This is a genomic window from Streptomyces sp. P6-2-1 (genome assembly GCF_050613165.1).
GTDB lineage: Bacteria > Actinomycetota > Actinomycetes > Streptomycetales > Streptomycetaceae > Streptomyces.
Window position 1 is genome coordinate 5,044,444 of record NZ_CP192513.1, and the last position, 17,081, is coordinate 5,061,524.

At 75.5% G+C, this 17,081-nt stretch carries 13 protein-coding genes; 6 read left to right on the forward strand and 7 right to left on the reverse strand.

The window, feature by feature from the left end; genetic code table 11:
• Nucleotides 1–46 precede the first annotated feature (46 nt).
• From ACQYWQ_RS21630 to ACQYWQ_RS21650, 5 genes are read right to left on the reverse strand one after another with little or no spacing between them, the layout of a single operon-like run.
• Complete coding sequence (locus ACQYWQ_RS21630) at nucleotides 47–676, reverse strand: hypothetical protein (RefSeq protein ID WP_431036738.1); 630 nt, start codon at nucleotides 674–676, stop codon at nucleotides 47–49.
• Nucleotides 673–1,971, reverse strand: a complete 1,299-nt coding sequence (locus ACQYWQ_RS21635) for a hypothetical protein (RefSeq protein WP_431036740.1) — start codon at nucleotides 1,969–1,971, stop codon at nucleotides 673–675. The genes ACQYWQ_RS21630 and ACQYWQ_RS21635 overlap by 4 nt, the downstream gene beginning before the upstream one ends.
• The gene (locus ACQYWQ_RS21640; RefSeq protein ID WP_431036741.1) at nucleotides 1,968–2,804 is read right to left on the reverse strand and encodes an ABC transporter ATP-binding protein; all 837 of its coding nucleotides are present in this window, start codon (nucleotides 2,802–2,804) and stop codon (nucleotides 1,968–1,970) included. Before ACQYWQ_RS21640 ends, ACQYWQ_RS21635 begins: the two co-directional genes overlap by 4 nt.
• Nucleotides 2,805–2,835: 31 nt before the next feature.
• The gene (locus ACQYWQ_RS21645; RefSeq protein WP_431036742.1) at nucleotides 2,836–3,876 is read right to left on the reverse strand and encodes a zf-HC2 domain-containing protein; all 1,041 of its coding nucleotides are present in this window, start codon (nucleotides 3,874–3,876) and stop codon (nucleotides 2,836–2,838) included.
• A complete protein-coding gene (locus tag ACQYWQ_RS21650; protein ID WP_431036743.1) occupies nucleotides 3,873–4,442 on the reverse strand; it encodes an RNA polymerase sigma factor in 570 nt (189 codons plus the stop codon). Before ACQYWQ_RS21650 ends, ACQYWQ_RS21645 begins: the two co-directional genes overlap by 4 nt.
• Before the next feature lie 247 nt (nucleotides 4,443–4,689).
• On the opposite strand from ACQYWQ_RS21650, the gene lon reads away from it, so the two are divergent.
• Complete coding sequence (gene lon / locus ACQYWQ_RS21655) at nucleotides 4,690–7,104, forward strand: endopeptidase La (protein WP_431036745.1); 2,415 nt, start codon at nucleotides 4,690–4,692, stop codon at nucleotides 7,102–7,104.
• 63 nt (nucleotides 7,105–7,167) lie between these two features.
• Here lon and ACQYWQ_RS21660 read toward each other — a convergent pair whose 3' ends face one another.
• Nucleotides 7,168–7,908 (reverse strand): lysozyme, encoded by a 741-nt coding sequence (locus tag ACQYWQ_RS21660; protein WP_431039289.1) that lies wholly within the window; start codon nucleotides 7,906–7,908, stop codon nucleotides 7,168–7,170.
• A gap of 312 nt (nucleotides 7,909–8,220) precedes the next feature.
• Here ACQYWQ_RS21660 and ACQYWQ_RS21665 point away from each other — a divergent pair, with 312 nt between their 5' ends.
• Nucleotides 8,221–8,646 carry a MarR family winged helix-turn-helix transcriptional regulator gene (locus tag ACQYWQ_RS21665; RefSeq protein WP_431036746.1) on the forward strand — a complete coding sequence of 142 codons (426 nt, stop codon included), beginning with the start codon at nucleotides 8,221–8,223 and terminating at the stop codon, nucleotides 8,644–8,646.
• Nucleotides 8,647–10,472: 1,826 nt separating this feature from the next.
• Here ACQYWQ_RS21665 and ACQYWQ_RS21670 read toward each other — a convergent pair.
• Complete coding sequence (locus ACQYWQ_RS21670) at nucleotides 10,473–11,318, reverse strand: hypothetical protein (protein ID WP_431036747.1); 846 nt, start codon at nucleotides 11,316–11,318, stop codon at nucleotides 10,473–10,475.
• A gap of 411 nt (nucleotides 11,319–11,729) precedes the next feature.
• Here ACQYWQ_RS21670 and ACQYWQ_RS21675 point away from each other — a divergent pair, with 411 nt between their 5' ends.
• From ACQYWQ_RS21675 to ACQYWQ_RS21690, 4 genes are read left to right on the forward strand one after another with little or no spacing between them, the layout of a single operon-like run.
• On the forward strand, nucleotides 11,730–15,323 hold the full coding sequence (locus ACQYWQ_RS21675) for a nitrate- and nitrite sensing domain-containing protein (protein ID WP_431036748.1): 3,594 nt from the start codon (nucleotides 11,730–11,732) through the stop codon (nucleotides 15,321–15,323).
• Nucleotides 15,320–15,928: a roadblock/LC7 domain-containing protein gene (locus ACQYWQ_RS21680; RefSeq protein ID WP_431036750.1), complete on the forward strand. Its 609-nt coding sequence runs from the start codon at nucleotides 15,320–15,322 to the stop codon at nucleotides 15,926–15,928. Before ACQYWQ_RS21675 ends, ACQYWQ_RS21680 begins: the two co-directional genes overlap by 4 nt.
• Nucleotides 15,925–16,332 (forward strand): DUF742 domain-containing protein, encoded by a 408-nt coding sequence (locus ACQYWQ_RS21685; RefSeq protein WP_164287373.1) that lies wholly within the window; start codon nucleotides 15,925–15,927, stop codon nucleotides 16,330–16,332. Before ACQYWQ_RS21680 ends, ACQYWQ_RS21685 begins: the two co-directional genes overlap by 4 nt.
• The gene (locus ACQYWQ_RS21690) at nucleotides 16,313–16,966 is read left to right on the forward strand and encodes a GTP-binding protein (protein ID WP_431036751.1); all 654 of its coding nucleotides are present in this window, start codon (nucleotides 16,313–16,315) and stop codon (nucleotides 16,964–16,966) included. Before ACQYWQ_RS21685 ends, ACQYWQ_RS21690 begins: the two co-directional genes overlap by 20 nt.
• Nucleotides 16,967–17,081 lie beyond the last annotated feature (115 nt).

Consider the following 17,081-nt stretch of genomic DNA (forward strand, 5'->3'; position numbering starts at 1 on the left):
GCCCCGCCATCCTCCGGCGGCGGCCCCCGCCCGGGCAAACCGCTCCTCACTCCCGCACGGTGCGCGCCCCCTTCGCGACGTAGAGCGCGCCGCCCGCGAGGAAGACCGCGAGGGCGACGCCGAGGGCGAGGCGGTCGCCGACGGGCTGGTTGAGCCAGGCCCAGACGCGGGTCGTCGTCGCGTACGGGCGCAGCGTGCGGCCGCCGAGGAAGACGGCGGCCCCGTAACCGAGCACGGGCAGCCAGCCGAGCCGGGCACCGAGGACCACCGCGGAGGCCGCGCAGAGCCCCGAGACGCCAAGCGTGTTGCGGGCCATGACGCCGGGCCCGTAGGAGGTCGTGCCCGCGTCCCCGGCGGGGGTGACGAGGGACAGCGGCACGGCCCCGGCGAGCGCGAGGGCGAGGTAGAGCGCGAGGCGCGGCAGGGGGCCCGAACGGGCGGTCGTGGGCGCGATCTCGGGGAGCGGCTCCAGGGTCGCGGAGCCGAGCGCGGCGGCGGCGACCAGCGGGCCGAGCGCGATGAGCGGGGTGACGGCGTCGGGGTCGGGATAGACCTCGACCGTACGGCTCAGCACGCCGCACAGGAGCGCGTTCGCGAGCAGGAGGAGCAGCACGCCGGGGACGTGCCGGGCGCGCGCGTGCAGGCGGAGGCCCGTGAGGGACGGGAAGCCGTTCACAGCGCCGGGACCTTCCCGGGCCGCTTCGCGTGGCAGGCGTCGCGGGCGCCGAAGTAGGCGGTGAGCCAGTCGGCGCATGCGGCGGGGGTCATGGCGCGGAGCTTGCGGTCGGCGGCGCCGGACTCCTTGTCGTCCGCGAAGACGTCGCGCTCGCCGGTGAGCCAGGACATGACGGCGTGCTCCGTGGGGAGATCGCCGGCGGAACCCGAGTCGAAGCAGGGCAGGAGCGAGTACGCCAGGTCGCGCGTGTAGCGCTGCGGTTCCGTGAGCCCGGCGAGCCGGAAGTCCTGGCCCGGCACGATGCCCGGGGCCTGCGGGAGCGGCCGCTTCCTCCCGCCCCCCTCACCCCCGTCGTCGTACCGCTCCGGCAGCCCCCGCACCCCGCGCAGCCGCTCCTGGAGGGGCCGCGCGACGCGCTCCATGTCCGGCAGCAGCCCCGCGAGGCTCGACCGCACGCACACGGCGGGCACCCCCTGCCGCGCGCACACCTGGGCCCACGGCCTCGGCTCCCCGTGCCACAGGCGCCCGTCGTGCACGAGCGGCGGGACGAGGGCGAGGACCGCGAGCAGCGCGGGGAGCGCGGCGGCGCGGTGGCGGGCGAGGAGCAGGAAGAGGGCGCAGGCGAGGGAGAGCGCCCCGGCCCCGTACAGGAGCGGCAGCCACGGGGCGGGGGTCTCGCTCGCCTCCCAGACGGCCGGGTCGACCCGGGCCGGGGTGTCGCCGCGCAGCACCCCGACGAGCCCGTACAGCAGGACCCCGGCCCCGGGCGCGGTGAGCCGCCAGCGCACGTGGCGGCCGAGGAACTCGCCCGCGAGCGCGGCGGCGCAGAGCCCCGCGGCGTCGGCGGGGACGAGCAGGAGGCGCGCGCCCTCGGGGCCGCCGCCGAGCGAGGTCGCCCACGTCGCCCCGTACGCGAGGAGCATGAAGAGGAGGTACGCGGCGACGGTCCACACGAGGACGGGCAGCGCCGCGACGACGAGCTGACGCCCGCGCGGGCGCACCATCGTCGCGCGCAGCTCGTCGATCCCCGCCGCGCGGTCCCTGCCGCCCGACCAGCAACCGGCCGCGAGGGCGAGCGGGAGGCCGACCTGCGCGGCCGCGAGGTGCGTGAACTCGGCGGTCTCCGCCCATACGCCGAGCCACGTGAAGAGCGTCGTGCCGAGCATCAGGGCGAGCACGACGGCCGTGACGGCTCCCGTGAGGGGCCCGGGTCCGCGCCGCAGTTCCGTCGCGAGGGGCCCGCGCACCGCCACCGGCCGTACCGCGACAGGCCGTGTCAGCGCCGCTGTCGTCACGCGCCCGCCCCCCAGCCCGCGTCGTCGCGGTGCGCGCGCAGCGCGGCCGTGTAGCCGCGTTCGGTCTCGCTGCCGCCGCCGCTCCACTCCTCGGGGACCGAGGCGCCGAGCGCGGCGAGGTCGGCGGGGGTCGTACGGAGCACGAGACGGCCCGCCTCCAGGAGCGTCACCTCGGTGCACGCCCGCGCGACGTCCTCGACGAGGTGCGTCGAGACGAGCACCGTCGTCTCGCGCCCCACCTCGCGCAGCAGTGCGCGGAAGTCCACGCGCTGCTCGGGGTCGAGACCCGCCGTCGGCTCGTCGAGGAGGAGCAGCGCGGGGTCGTTGACGAGCGCCTGCGCGATCCCCGCGCGCCGCACCATGCCGCCGGACAGTTCCCGCATCCGCGCGTCGCCGCGCTCGCCGAGCCCGGTGCGCGTCAGCGCCCGTTCGACGGCGGCGGGCACCTCGTCGGCGGGGACCTCCTTGAGCCACGCGACGTAGGCGAGGAACTCGCGCACCGTGAAGCTCTTGTAGTAGCCGAACTCCTGCGGGAGATAACCGAGCAGCCGCCGCGCCTCGGTGCGGCCCCGCGGGCTCGCGAGGTCGTGGCCGTGCAGCCGCACGTGTCCCGCGCCGGGCCGCACGACCGTGGCGAGGACCCGGACGAGCGTGGACTTGCCCGCGCCGTTGGGCCCGAGCAGCCCGTGCACGCCGGGGCCGAGCGAGAGACCGAGCCCGTCGAGCGCGGTGCGGCGCCGGTAGCGGACGGTCAGCTCCTCGATGGCGATCGTCGGCTCCGTCGGCGGGGGCGGCGGGGGAGGAGCCGGGAGGAAAGGGGCGAGCGAGGACATGGGGCTCCTGGGGTCGGTGGGACGGGCGAGGTCAGGTGTGGTGGTAGCGCTCACGGCGGCCGAGGACCGTGAGCGCGGCGAGCGCGGCGAGCAGCAGCCACGCGGTGCGCGCCGCGGGGTCGCCGGTGACGAGCGCGATCCGTGCGGGCAGCCCCTGCCAGCCGCCGCCCGCGCCGCCGGGCAGCAGCAGTGCCGCGCCCCACCCGGCGGCAGCGGCGGCGGCGGCGCCGCCCTGCCCGAGCACGGGCCCCGCACCGAGCGCGACCAGGGTCAGCGCGAGCGCGGGCAGCAACCAGGCGGCGGCGCCCGGGCCTTCGGGCACGCGGGGCAGCAGGGCCCCGGCGGCGGTGAGCACGGGCACGCTCACGCCGCACACGAGCGCCGCGCGCAGCAGGAAGAGCCGCAGCCCGCCGCGCGGACTGGCGAGGGCGATCTCGTGCGCGGGATCGGCCCCCGGCCCGTAGGCGAGCGCGACCCCGGCGAGCGGCAGCAGGGGCGCGCACGCGACGAGCAGTACGCGCGCGTCCGGGTTCCCCGCCCCGCGCCCGAGCAGCAGGCACAGCGCGGGGACGAGGACCAGCGCGAGCCACCAGCCGGGGCGCAGCACGGCGAAAAGCGCGGCGAAAAGGGCGGCGAGCGGCGTGCGGGCACGGGGGCGGTACGGGCTCCGGGGCCTGCCAGGGCGGCGGGTGCGGGATTCAGCGGGTACGCGGCGGGACGTGCCCCGGCGCCGCGCGAACCGCCCCCCGGCGGTCCGCGCGGGCGTCGGGGGGCCGGGGTGCGCGGGCGTCGGGGGGCCGGGGTGCGCGGGCCCGGGGGAGGGGGTCGCGCGTGGCGCGGCCGCCGCCCGCGCGGCGGCCGTCTCGCGGGCTACCGCGGCGAGGAGTCCGGCCCGTACGGCGGCGAGCGCGGGACCCGCCTCCGTACGGCGGACCTCGGCGGAGACGCGTGCGGCGCAGGCGCCGCACGTCTCGACGTGGGCTTCCATTACGCGCGCCGCGGGCCCGGGCAGGGTGCCGTGCGCGTAGCGCGCGGCGTCGGCGGCGGCGGGGTGGCGGGGCGTCGGGGTCACGGGGTGCCTCCCGGGTGGCCAGGTCCGGTGGTGAGGGCGGTGCGCAGGCGGCGGCGGGCGCGCAGGGCCCGGGATTTGACGGTGCCTTCGGGGATGCCGAGGATGCGGGCGGTCTCGCGGGTGCTCAGGCCGTCCAGGACGGTCATCCGCAGCACCTCGCCGAGTTCGGCGGGCAGTCTGCCGAGCGCCGCGCCCGCGTCCCCGTACGCGAGCCCGGCCAGGACGCGGTCCTCCGCGGACGGGGCGGGCGGCGCGGGGTCGGGCAGGGGGCGCGCGGCGCGTTCCTGGCGGCGCACCGCGTCGGCGAGTCGGCGGCTCGCGAGGGTCCACAGCCAGCCGCCGGTCTCGGTGCCGCGGTGGTGCGCGGCGGAGCGCCACACGGTGAGGAAGGTGTCCTGGAGGACCTCGCCGACGAGTTCCCGGTCGGGGCAGCGCCGCGCGAGTCGCGCGTGCAGCCAGCCCGCGTGCCGGTCGTAGAGCGCCGCGAGGGCGTCGGCGTCGCCCGCGGCGACGGCACGCAGCAGCGCGGTGTCCTCACCGGCCCCGGCGGGGCGTTCACGTCTCACAGCCCCTCTATCGCCGGGCGGGGGCGGGGCGGTTCACGGTTGGCGGTACGAATTTCGTACGGGCAGGGGGCGGTGGGTCTCGTACGGGCCGGGAACAGTGCGGGCGGCGGGAGCGCTTGCGTACGACGAAGGCGTCTTCGGCCCCGCTTTCCGGTTGATCGCTGTGGGCGAACAAGGAAGCGGGAACACCAGAGCCTCCCCGGACATTGAGTCGATACAGCTCAACTTGACTGCCGAAGGGGAGATCATGGCTCTGACGTCCGCACCGCTCACCCTGCCCGTGCTGCCGCTCGACGACGAGGTCGTCCTGCCCGGCATGGTCGTGCCGCTCGACCTCTCGGACGGTGAGGTGCGCGCGGCCGTGGAGGCCGCCCAGGCCGCCGCCCGCTCCAGCGGCTCCACCGGCAAGCCCGAGGTGCTGCTCGTGCCCCGCGTCGACGGCGACTACGCGGGCACGGGTGTGCTCGGCACCGTCGAACAGGTCGGCAGGCTCGCCGACGGCCACTCCGGAGCGCTCGTACGCGGCCGCGCCCGCGTCCGCATCGGCGCCGGGACCACGGGCCCGGGAGCGGCGCTCTGGGTCGAGGGGACCCGTGTCGAGGAGACCGTCCCCGAGCCGCTGCCCGGCGCGGTGACCGAACTCGTCACCGAGTACAAGGCGCTCGCGACCGAGTGGCTCAAGAAGCGCGGTGCCTGGCAGGTCGTGGACCGCGTCCAGCAGATCGACGACGTCGCCGCGCTCGCCGACAACTCCGGGTACTCGCCGTTCCTCACGACCGCCCAGAAGACCGAACTCCTGGAGACGGCCGACCCCGTCGCGCGCCTGCGGCTCGCCACGCTCCAGCTCCGCGAGCACCTGGCGGAGCAGGAGATCGCCGAGACGATCGCCAAGGACGTCCAGGACGGCGTCGACAAGCAGCAGCGCGAGTTCCTGCTCCGCCGTCAGCTCGAAGCGGTCCGCAAGGAGCTGCGCGAGCTGAGCGGCGAGGACGGCGAGGACGAGAGCGACGACTACCGCGCCCGCGTCGAGGCAGCCGATCTGCCCGAGAAGGTCCGTGAGGCCGCGCTCAAGGAGGTCGAGAAGCTGGAGCGCGCGAGCGACCAGAGCCCCGAGGGCGCCTGGATACGCACGTGGCTCGACACGGTTCTGGGCCTGCCGTGGAACGAGCGCTCGGAGGACACGTACGACATCCGCGGTGCCCGCGCGGTGCTCGACGCCGAGCACGCGGGCCTCGACGACGTGAAGGACCGCATCACCGAGTACCTCGCGGTGCGCAAGCGCCGCGCCGACCGGGGCCTCGGTGTCGTCGGAGGCCGGCGCGGCGGCGCGGTGCTCGCGCTCGTCGGGCCGCCCGGCGTCGGCAAGACCTCGCTCGGCGAGTCGGTCGCGCACGCGATGGGCCGCTCCTTCGTCCGCGTCGCCCTCGGCGGCGTACGGGACGAGGCCGAGATCAGGGGCCACCGGCGTACGTACGTGGGCGCCCAGGCGGGCCGCGTCGTGCGCGCCATCAAGGAGGCCGGGTCGATGAACCCGGTGGTCCTGCTCGACGAGATCGACAAGGTCGGCTCCGACTTCCGCGGCGACCCCGCGGCGGCCCTGCTCGAAGTGCTCGACCCCGCACAGAACCACACCTTCCGCGACCACTACCTGGAGGTCGAACTCGACCTCAGCGACGTCGTCTTCCTCGCCACGGCCAACGTGCTCGAAGCGATCCCCGAGGCCCTGCTCGACCGCATGGAGCTGGTCCGTCTCGACGGCTACACCGAGGACGAGAAGGTCGTCATCGCGCGCGACCACCTGCTGCCGCGCCAGCGCGAGCGCGCCGGTCTCGCCGAGGACGAGCTGACCGTGGACGAGTCCGCGCTGCGCAAGCTCGCGGGCGAGTACACGCGCGAGGCGGGTGTACGGAACCTGGAACGGGCCCTCGCGCGGCTCCTGCGCAAGCTCGCCGCACAGCACGAACTCGGCGAACGCGAGCTGCCGTTCACGGTGACCGACGCGGAGCTGCGCCCGCTGCTCGGGCGGCCCCACCACGTACCTGAGGCCGCGCAGGACCCCGCCGAGCGGCGCACGGCGGTGCCCGGCGTCGCGACCGGGCTCGCGGTGACGGGAGCGGGCGGTGACGTCCTCTACGTGGAGGCCTCGCTCGCCGACCCGGAGACGGGCGGCGCGGGACTGACGCTGACCGGTCAGCTCGGTGACGTCATGAAGGAGTCGGCGCGGATCGCGCTCTCGTTCCTGCGCTCGCACGGCGCGGAGCTGGAGCTGCCCGTGGGCGACCTCAAGGAGCGGGGCGTCCACATCCACTTCCCCGCCGGGGCGGTCCCGAAGGACGGGCCGAGCGCGGGCATCACGATGACGACGGCGCTCGCCTCGCTCCTGAGCGGACGCCAGGTGCGGCCCGAGGTCGCGATGACGGGGGAGGTCTCGCTCACCGGGCGCGTCCTGCCGATCGGAGGGCTCAAGCAGAAGCTGCTCGCCGCCCAGCGCGCCGGGATCACGACCGTCGTGATCCCCAAGCGGAACGAGCCCGACCTCGACGACGTGCCCGCCGAGATCCTCGCGAAGCTCGACGTCCACCCGGTCACGGACGTCCGCCAGGTCCTGGAGCTGGCGCTCGCCCCGGCGGCCGCGAGCGAGCGCGAGGCGGTGGCCGCCTGACGGCCCGGTGGCCGGGGCCCGCGCCGCCGCGCGGGTCCCGGCCACCGGGGTCCGGGGTGGCGCTCAGCCGTTGGCGAGGGCCTGGACCCGGTCGAGGGCGCCGTTGAACTTGTTGTGATCGCCCACCGTCGGGCCCGTCGATGTGTACTGCCACATCGTGTAGAAGCCCCAGCCGGCCGGCAGGGTCCCCACCGACGAGGCGTAGCGGGCCACCCACAGCGGGTTCGTCGAGCCGAAGGCGGACGAGTTGCCCGTGCAGCTCTGCCACCAGCTCGTCGCCGTGTAGATCACGGCGTCGCGCCCGGTGCGGGCCTTGTAGGTGGCGGTGAAGTCCTTGATCCAGCTGACCATCGCCGACGCGGACTTGCCGTAGCACTGGTCGCCGTACGGGTTCCACTCGATGTCGAGGACACCGGGGAGCGTCTTGCCGTCCTTCGACCAGCCGCCGCCGTGGTCCACGAAGTAGTTGGCCTGCGTGGCGCCGCTCGTCGTGTCCGGGGTCGCGAAGTGGTACGCGCCCCGGATCATGCCGACGTTGTAGGAGCCGTTGTACTGCTGGGCGAAGGAGGGGTTGGTGTAGTACGTCCCTTCGGTGGCTTTGGCATACGCCCACTTGACGCCGCTGTTCCACAGCGTGGTCCAGTTGACGCTGCCCTGGTAGCTCGCGACGTCGACGCCCTCGGTCTGGGCGGCACGGCTGTCGCGGGGGAGGCCGCCGACCCCGTCATGGGCGGCGACACCGATGCCGAGGTAGGCGCTGCCGCGCTCGGGCACGGAGGGCTCGTCGGCGGCCTGGGCCGCCACCGGCAGGGCGAGGAGGAGGGACAGGGCTGCGAGGAGGGTTCCGGCCGCTCTGAAGCGAGAGCGGCGGGATGATCGGATCGTGTGCACGGACACAGCGTGCCTCCGAGAAGTCCGGGTTGGGGGGAACCTGGCGGTGTGTGCCACGGCCGGGTCGGGCGCCGTGGTCATGTCAACGACGGAAGCTACGCGAGTAGAGCGGGGGTGGGGTAGGGCACCTTTTGGCCGTCACTGGTCCAGTCCTGGGAAATACTGGACAGGCTGCGGTTTCACCCCCGAGAGAGGGCTGTTTTTCAGCCGCCAGGAACGGACGCCATGACCGAGAACGCCTTTCTCGCCCTGGAGCGCGAACTGAGCCTCCTCCTGCGCAGAGCGAGGGCCACGTCGAGCGAGCTGGCGGGCGAGGTCCACCCGGACCTCGAACCGGCCGCGTACGGCTTCCTCGCCCGTCTGGAGGGCGACGGACCCCAGCGCGCCACGGATCTCGCGCTGTACTTCGGTGTCGGCAAAGCGACCGTCAGCCGCCAGATCCGCGCCCTCGAACGCCTCGGTCTCGTCACCCGCGCGCCCGACCCCGGCGACGGCCGCGCCAGCCTCGTACGTCTCACCCCCGAGGGTGAGGCCCGCTTCCGCCAAGTGCGGGAACGCCGCCGCGCCGGCTACGTCGAGGCGATGTCCGGCTGGCCCCCGGGCGAGGTCGCGGAACTGGCCCGCCTCCTGCACCGGCTGAACCGCTTGTGAGGGGGAGGGGCGGGGAGGGAGGCGGGGGAGAGGGGCGGGGGCAGGGGGAGAGGGACGAGGGGCGGGGGAGCGGGACGGGGGGAGGGAGAGGGGGCAGGGGGAGGAGGGGGAAGGGAGAGGAGGCCGCGAGCGGAACCGACCGCGGCCGGGAACCCGGCCCGACCCCCGCCCGTTGGGCCCGTCGGGGGGCCCACGCGACCCTTAGGGGAAAACCCTGAGAGCCCGCCGCCCATCCCGCTGGTACCGGCACCGGCACGGCACACGGCCCAGCCGTCGGACGCCTCGTCGCCTGCCGTGCGGCCGCCCGCCGTCTGCCGTGCGGCCGCCCGCCGTCTGTCGTGCGGCCGCTCGCCGTCAGCTGCCTTCCGTCAGGTCACCCGCTTCTTGTGGTCGGCTGCTTGTCGCCCTGCCGCCCGCTGTCTGCCGCCCGCTGTCTGCCGCCCGCTGTCGGCTGCCGTCCGGCCATCCGCTGGCCACCCTCGGCTGCCTGCTGCCTGCTGCCTGCTGCCTGCTGCCTGCTGCCTGCTGCCTGCTGCCTGCTGCCTGCTGCCGCGCCGCCGTCGGCTACTTGTCGTCCTGCCACCCGCCGTCTGTCGTGCTGCCACTCGCCGCCTGCTGCCTGCCGTCAGGCCGCCCGCCCGCCTGCCCCCGAGCACGCCCCCCGGTACCGGCACCGGCACAGTGCACACGGCCCGCCTGTCGGACGCCTCGCGGCCCGAGATCCTGCCACCTGCCATGCGGCCACTCGCCGTCTGCCGCCTGCTGCCAGCGGCCTGGTGTCCTGCCGCTCGCCGTCTGCCGTGCGGCTGCTCGCCGCCTGCCGCCCACCGCTCGCCGCCCACCGCTCGCCGCCTGCTGTGCGGCTACTCGCGGCCCGCCGCCCGCCGCCCGCCGCCTGTCGTGCGGTCGCTCGCCGCCTGCTGTGGGGCTACTCGCGGCCCGCCGCTCGCCGTCTGTCGTGCGGTCGCTCGCGGCCTGCCGCCTGTCGTGCGGCCGCCCGCGGCTCGCCGCCCGCCGTCTGTCGTACGGCCGCTCGCCGCTCGCCGCCTGCCGTGCGCCGTGCGCCGCCTGTCGTGCGGCTGCTTGCCGTCTGCCGCCTGTTGTCGTCGGCCTGGTGTCTTGCCGCCCGCCGTCTGTCGTGCGGCCGCCTGCCGCCTGCCGTGCGCCGCCGGTCGTGCGGCTGCTTGCCGTCTGCCGCCTGTTGTCGTCGGCCTGGTGCCCTGCCACCCACCGCCTGCCGTGCGGCCGCCTGCCGCCCACCGCCCGCCGTGTGTCGTGCGGCCGTCTGCCGCCCACCGTCGGCCGTCGTCGGCCTGGTGTCCTGCCGCTCGCCGTCTGCCGTGCGGCTGCTCGCTGCCTGCCGCCCGCCGTCTGCCGCCCGCCGCCCGCCGCCTGTCGTGCGGTCGCTCGCCGCCTGCTGTGCGGCTACTCGCGGCCCGCCGCTCGCCGTCTGTCGTGCGGTCGCTCGCGGCCTGCCGCCTGCCGCCCACCGCCCGCCGTCTGTCGTGCGGCCACTCGCGGTCTGCCGCCTGCCGCCCGCCGGTTGTCGTGCGGCCGCCTGCCGCCTCCGCCTGCCGCCCACCGTCGGCCGTCGTCGGCCTGGTGTCCTGCCGCTCGCCGTCTGCCGTGCGGCCACTCGCGGCCCGTCACCCGTCACCTGCCGCCCACCGTCCGGCCACCCGCCCCCCCCCAGTCCGCGCCCCACCCAGTCGCCGCCGCTCCCCCCAGTCCCCGCCGGTGGGCGTGCTTGGTGGTCGGCTCTTGGGCCGTCTCTCCGGCGGTCCCGCTCCGGCGGTCCCGCTCCGGGCGTGCCCTCGTCCGTGGCGCTATCTCGCCCCGCCGCCCACCTCCGCCACGATCACGCTCGCGTCGTCGTGCTGCTTTCCTCGCTTCGCCGTTCCCTCGGGGGAGCGTTCCAGGCGGCGGACCTCGGTGAGGAGGGCGCGGGGGCCGCGGTTGCGCAGGAGCGTCGCGAGGGCCGTCCAGTCGCCCTGGTGGAAGCGCTCGGTCCAGCGGGTCGCGCCGTCGCTCAGGGCGATGAGGCAGTGGAGCCCGGCCAACGGGGTCTCGCCGGTCAGGGCGCGTGCGGCGACGTCGGGGTCCGCGGCCGCCGTGAAGAAGCCGCCCTCGGCGTTGCGCAGGGACTCCACCGCGCGCACGTACGCGGCCCGCGCCGCCTCCCGCTCCCCGTCCTCCGTCGCGTCCCGCACCGCCGCGCGCTCCGCCGCGAGCGGCAGGCGCTCGATGCGGTCGTCGAGCACGGCCCGCACCGCCCCGTCCTGCTCCACGAGCAGCAGTACCGAGTCCGACAGGACGAGGTGTTCGGCGCGTGCGCCGTCCCAGCGGGCGAGCACCACGGTGGCCTGCGGGGTGCGGGGGTGAGAAAGGTCACAGGTCGCCCGATGGAGTTCCGCCGTGCGCCGGATGGACGAGGCCAGGATCTCGCGGAGCGTCAGATCGGGGCGCGAAACGGACAGTTCGTTGAGAGCGCCGCCGAGTCGCGACACGTACCAGGGAACGCTGTGTACGCAGCCCGTCGCTCCTTCGGGTGGTGTGACCCCGTCAAGGAGGACGAGAAAACCGCCCTGCCCGGACGCGGGGAGCGAGACGCAGGTGAAGTCCTCGTCGGCCCGGTCGCTCCCGCCGGGCTCGGTGACCAGTTCGGCGCGCATCCCGACAGTCTGCACGAGCCCTTCACAGCGCCGGGCCCAGACCCCGGCGCGGGTGAATTCTGCCTGGTCAGCGCCTGATTTGAGGCGGAATGATCAATTCCGGGGCCGCTGCGGCGCGGTATCTTGCCAAAGCCCGCCGTGCGCGTCCAACCGGCGCACCACGCACGCGGCCATCCGGGGAATGGGAAACTTGCCCACCAACTCCCCTGGACGGTTCACTCCTTCGGGTGGCGGGGCAGGCGATGCGCGCGGCCGCCTCCCGAAGGCACTGGAATGGTCGCGAACGCAACGCGGGGGCGCCTGCGCTGACAACCCGTCACCCAGGCGCAGGGGCAGGACGAGTCAGGAATGTGAGCACCGGTGCAGAAAACGCGGCCTCGGGGCAAGGGCGGAGCACGGAGCGAGGAGGAGGTGGCCACGGCGCAGGACCAGCCGATTCCCGGTCAGGCGACGGTGCCGGACGAGCCGACTCCCGGTCAGGTCCCCGGGCGGGAAGCGACACCCCCCGGCCAGGACCACCCCTCCGCTCAGGACCAGCCCTCCGGCCAGGACCAGGCGTCCTCCCGTCAGGACCAGCCGGTCCCCGGCCAGGACCAGCCGTCCTCCGGCCGGGACCAGGAGGCCGGGGCCCCGGGCCGGGGCGCACCGGCCGCTAGCCACCCCGCCGGTCCCGCCGGTCCCGTCGGTCACCCCGCCGGCCCCGCCGGCTCCCCCTCCGCCGCCCCCTCGCTCCGTATCCCGGGCCCGCGGCGGCCCGAGGGCTCCGTGCCCCCGCCTGCCCCGCCCGCCGGACGGCGCAAGCGCGTCCGCTCCCGCCTCGTGATCGCCGTCGCCGTGGTCGCCGCCGCCGTCGTGGGCGCGGGCGTCCCCGGTCTCGTCGACGCGAGCGACCGGGTGCACGAGGCACAGCGGCTCGTGGACGACGCGGGTGTCGCGCAGCAGTCCACGGCGCTCGCCCAGGCCCTCGCCGACGAGCGCGACGAGGTCAGCTCCTACATCGCGGCGGGCCGCCCGCGCGGCGACGGGCTGAGCGAGCAGCGCAGCGCCCGCGTCGACCGCGGGGTGCAGGAGCTGGAGGCCGCCGACATCCCGAAGGCGCTGCGCGACCAGCTCGACGCGATCAGCGGCGTACGGCGCCAGGCGCTCACCGGCAAGGGCACGGCGCTGGCCGCGCACACCTCGTACAGCCGGATCATCGACCACCTGCACGCCCGCGTCGCCTCGCTCGCGGACGCGCTCCCGAAGGACGCCGCCGAGGCGCCGCACGCGCTCGTCGACCTCGACACCGCGGTGACCGAGGCCGGGGCGGTACGGGGGCTGCTCCTCGCGGCGCTCGCCGTGCCCCGTCCCACCGCCACCGAGACCCGCTACGACCCCATGACGGGGCTCAACACCACCGTTCCCGTCTCCGACCCCGCGGGCGAGCGGCAGCGCGACGCGCTCAGCCGCGCCGCCCACGAGGCGCAGATCCGCTCCGACGCCGCGCTCAGCGCCTTCCGCGCCACCGCGCGCCCGGCCGACCTCTCCGCGTACACGTCCACCGTCACGGGTGCCGACGTCAACAACGCGGAGAAGTACCTCGACCGCCTCACCGACGAGCCGAAGCTCGCGGACAGCGAAGCGGGGCTCAAGACGTCGAAGGTCTCGGCCGCGCTCGGCGCCAGGATCGAGCTGATGCGCTCGGCCGACGCGGCGCTCGCCGTGGACCGTTCGCACCGCGCCCAGGCGCTGCGCGACGACGAGGTGCAGTCCCTGGAACTGCGGGTCCTGCTCGTCGGGGTCCTGCTGCTCGCCGCCGCGGGCGTGGGCATGGCCACCGCGCGCTCCCTGACCCGTCCGCTCGCCGTGCTGCGCCTCGGCGCGAAGCGCCTCGCGGACGCCGAGGACCCCGCCGCCGAGGAGCCGGTGCGCTTCACGGGCCGCAACGACGAGTTCGCCCAGGTCGTGCACTCCGTCAACCTCCTGCACGCGCACGCGGGTTCGCTCCACGAGCGGATCGGGACGCTGGAGGGCGACCGCAAGCACCTGATCGGTCAGCGGCAGTCCGTCGCCGCCGAACGCGACACGCTCCGCGCCGAACTGGCCGGGGTCCAGGAGCAGCTGGAGCTGGCGAAGGGCTCGATCAACGGGACCTTCGTCAACCTCGCGCTGCGCACCCTCGGCCTCGTCGAGCGCCAGCTCGGCGTCATCGAGAACCTGGAGGAGCGCGAGCAGGACCCCGACCGCCTCGCGACGCTCTTCAAGCTCGACCACCTCGCGACCGTCATGCGCCGCCACAGCGAGAACCTGCTGGTCCTCGCGGGCGCCGAGCACGGTGTGCAGAACCCGAACCCGGTGCCGCTCGTGGACGTGCTGCGCGCGGCGGTCAGCGAGATCGAGCGGTACGAGCGGGTACGGATCGCCGCGCTGCCCCCGCACGCGCACATCGCGGGCTTCTCCGCCGACGACCTGAGCCACCTCGTCGCCGAACTCCTGGAGAACGCCGCCTCGTTCTCGCCGCCCGACGCGCAGGTCGAGGTCTCGGCCTGGCTCCTGGAGAACGGCGAGGTGATGCTCTCGGTGCAGGACGAGGGCATCGGCATGTCGGCCGCGCGCCTCGACGAGGTCAACGAACGCCTCTCCTCCTTCGAGCCGGGCGACACGCTCAAGGAGGAGCAGGAAGGGCTCGGGCTCGGCCTCTACGTCGTCGCGCGGCTCGCCTCGCGGCACGGCATCAGGGTCCGGCTGCGCGAGCAGAAGCAGGGCGGTATCGCGGCCGTCGTGGTCCTGCCGCCGCCGATACTCGCGACCCCGGCAGCCGGGGTCGTCACCCCGCACGCGGGCGGCCACATCCCGGGCGGGGCCCCGGCCGTCGCGCTCCCCGGCTCCGAGGCCGAGGCCAATTCGAACGAACTCCCCGGCAGGGAGACCGCGGCGCCGTCGGCCGCCGGTACGGGCACGGAATCCACCGGTACGGGAGCCGACCCCGCCAGTCGTACGGGCGCCGACGCCGCCAGTCGTACGGGCGCCCCCGCCAGCGGTGCGGGCGCCGCCGCCCCCGGCACCCGTACGGGCGCCGCCGCCCCCGCCGCCGGTGCGGAGCAGGAACCCCCCGCCGCGGAAGGCCGCGTCACCCCCGCCACGGCGCCCGGCACGGACCCGCTCATCGCGGCGGCCGAGGCGAGCGTCGCCGCGGCCCAGGGCACCCCGGCCGAGGAGCCCGCCGCCGAGCCCCCCGCCCAGGCCGCCCCCGCCGAGGAGCCCGCCACCGAGCGGCCCGCGTCCGCCGCCTCCGGTCCCGGTGTCGCCCCCGCCCCCACGGTCGAGCCGCCGACCGAGACCACGATGGTGCTCCACCTCCCGCTCACCCCGGAGGGCACACCCCAGGGCCAGGACGGCACGGGCGCACCCGCGCGGGACGGCGCCCCCGCCTCCGTACCCGAACAGCCCGGCGCGACCGGCGAGGCGCCCGCGAGCGAGGCGCCCCCCGCCGCCCAGCCCGCCGGACCCGCACCAGCAACAGCATCCGTACCGGAACCAGCATCCGTACCGGAACCAACATCCGCACCGGAACCAGCATCGGTACCCGAACCCCCCGCCTCCCCCTACGCCATAGGGCCCGACGCCCACGCGCGCATCCCGGACACCGCCGAGGCGGAGGCCGCCGCCGCGGAGCGGGTGGAGAGCTGGGACCGGGTCACCGACAAGGGCCTGCCCAAGCGCACGCCGAAGATCTCCGCGCCCGCGCCCGCACCCCGTGCGGCCGCTCCGGGCGTGGACGCCGAGGCCCTGCGCCGCAGGCTCGGCGGTTTCCACCAAGGGGCCACCCAGGGCCGCAAGGACGTGGAGGCCGCCCTCGCCGAGGAGACCGGGAGCCTGACCCTTCCCGGAGCCGAGGACGGGGAGCCCGCCGGGGACAGCGCGGCAGCGCGCCCCGGGAGCAGCCGACCGCCCGCCGCCCCGACCACGGCGGACGCGCGCGAGGTATCAGCCGAGGGGGACTCAGCCGAGGAGGAACGCAGGTGACTGCGCCCGGCCGTACCACAGGTACGGCACGCACCGTCGACTCAACCACGCCGGGCGGCGACCGGACCGGTTACGGCCTCAGCAAAGAGGCACGTAACCTCCAGTGGCTGCTCACCAACCTCGTCGAGGAGGTACCAGGGCTCCTCTCGGTCGCTGTCGTCTCCTCGGACGGGCTGCTGTTGCTCTCCTCCGACCCCGCCCACCAGCGCGCCGCTTCCGAGGCGGACCGCCCGCAGGGCCCGCGCGGTTCCAGCGCCGACCTCGCCACGATCGTCTCCGGGCTCGGCAGCCTGTGCGTCGGCGCGGCTCGGCTCATGGACGCGGGCGGCGTCAAGCAGACCATGATCTCGATGGCCGAAGGCGCGCTCTTCGTCATGGCGATCAGCGACGGCTCCCTCCTCGGGGTGCACGCGGCGGCCGACTGCGACATGAGCGTCGTCGCCTACCACATGGCGCTCTTCGTGGGCCGTGCCGGGCACGTCCTGACACCCGAACTCCGCAGCGAGCTGCGGCAGTCGATGGAGGGCCCGGCCCCTGACGAGGCCCCCGGCACGGCTCCCGGCACGGTGCCGGGGCAGGGCACGGCGAAGGGAGCCGCGCAGTGAGCGAGCCCAAGAGTCCGAAGCTCCCGACGAGGGGGGCCGATCGCAAACCCTCGCGGGTGCGCCCGTACTCGCTCACCGGGGGCCGCACCCGCTTCGGGCACGTGCTGCTCGTGGAGACCTTCGTCGCCGCGCTCGAAGCGCCCCAGGAGCGCCCCGAGCTGGTCAACGGCGACCTGCGCACGAAGGTCATGCCGGAGATGCGCGCGATCGTCGAACTGTGCCGCAGGATGCGCACGGTCGCCGAGATCGCGGCCCTCCTGCGCATGCCGCTCGGGGTCGTCCGCGTGCTGCTCAGCGACCTCGCCGACCAGGGAAAGATCCGCGTCTACGGCACCGGGCAGCAGCCCGGGCAGCCCGACCGCGCGCTGCTCGAAAGGGTGCTGAGTGGACTCCGCCGCCTCTGATCTCCTCGGCCGTCCCGCGTACGTGGGCACGCGGGCCCCGGCTCCCGCCGAGGAGGAGCTGAAACCCTGGCAGCTGGACACGAGCCGCGCCCCCGCCTCGACGAAGATCGTCGTCGCGGGCGGCTTCGGTGTCGGCAAGACGACGCTCGTCGCCGCCGTGTCGGAGATCGTGCCGCTCCAGACCGAGGCCGTCATGACCCGCGCGAGCGAGGACACCGACGACCTCTCGGCGACCCCGGAGAAGTCGACGACGACGGTCGCGATGGACTTCGGGCGCATCACGCTCGACGACGACCTCGTGCTGTACCTCTTCGGCACCCCGGGCCAGCAGCGTTTCTGGTTCATGTGGGACGACATCGTGCGCGGCGCCGTCGGCGCCGTCGTGCTCGCCGACACGCGCAGGCTCGGGGACTGCTTCCCCGCGCTCGACTACTTCGAGAGCTGCGGGCTGCCCTACGTCGTCGCCGTCAACCACTTCGACGGCTCGGAGCGGTTCGAGCCCGACGACGTACGGGAGGCGCTGACGATCCCCGTGCACGTACCTGTGATGATCATGGATGCGCGGCGCAGGATATCGGTAGTCGAGACCCTGCTCGCGCTCGTCGGTCACGCGCTCGACGCCCTGCCCGAGTAGGCGGGGTGCCGGTTTCCGTACGGGGCATGACGGCCCGTACGGAAACCGGGCCGGCGACGACGCTCCCGTACACCCCGGGCGCCCCGCCTCGCGGCCCACGGACGCCCGCCCAGGC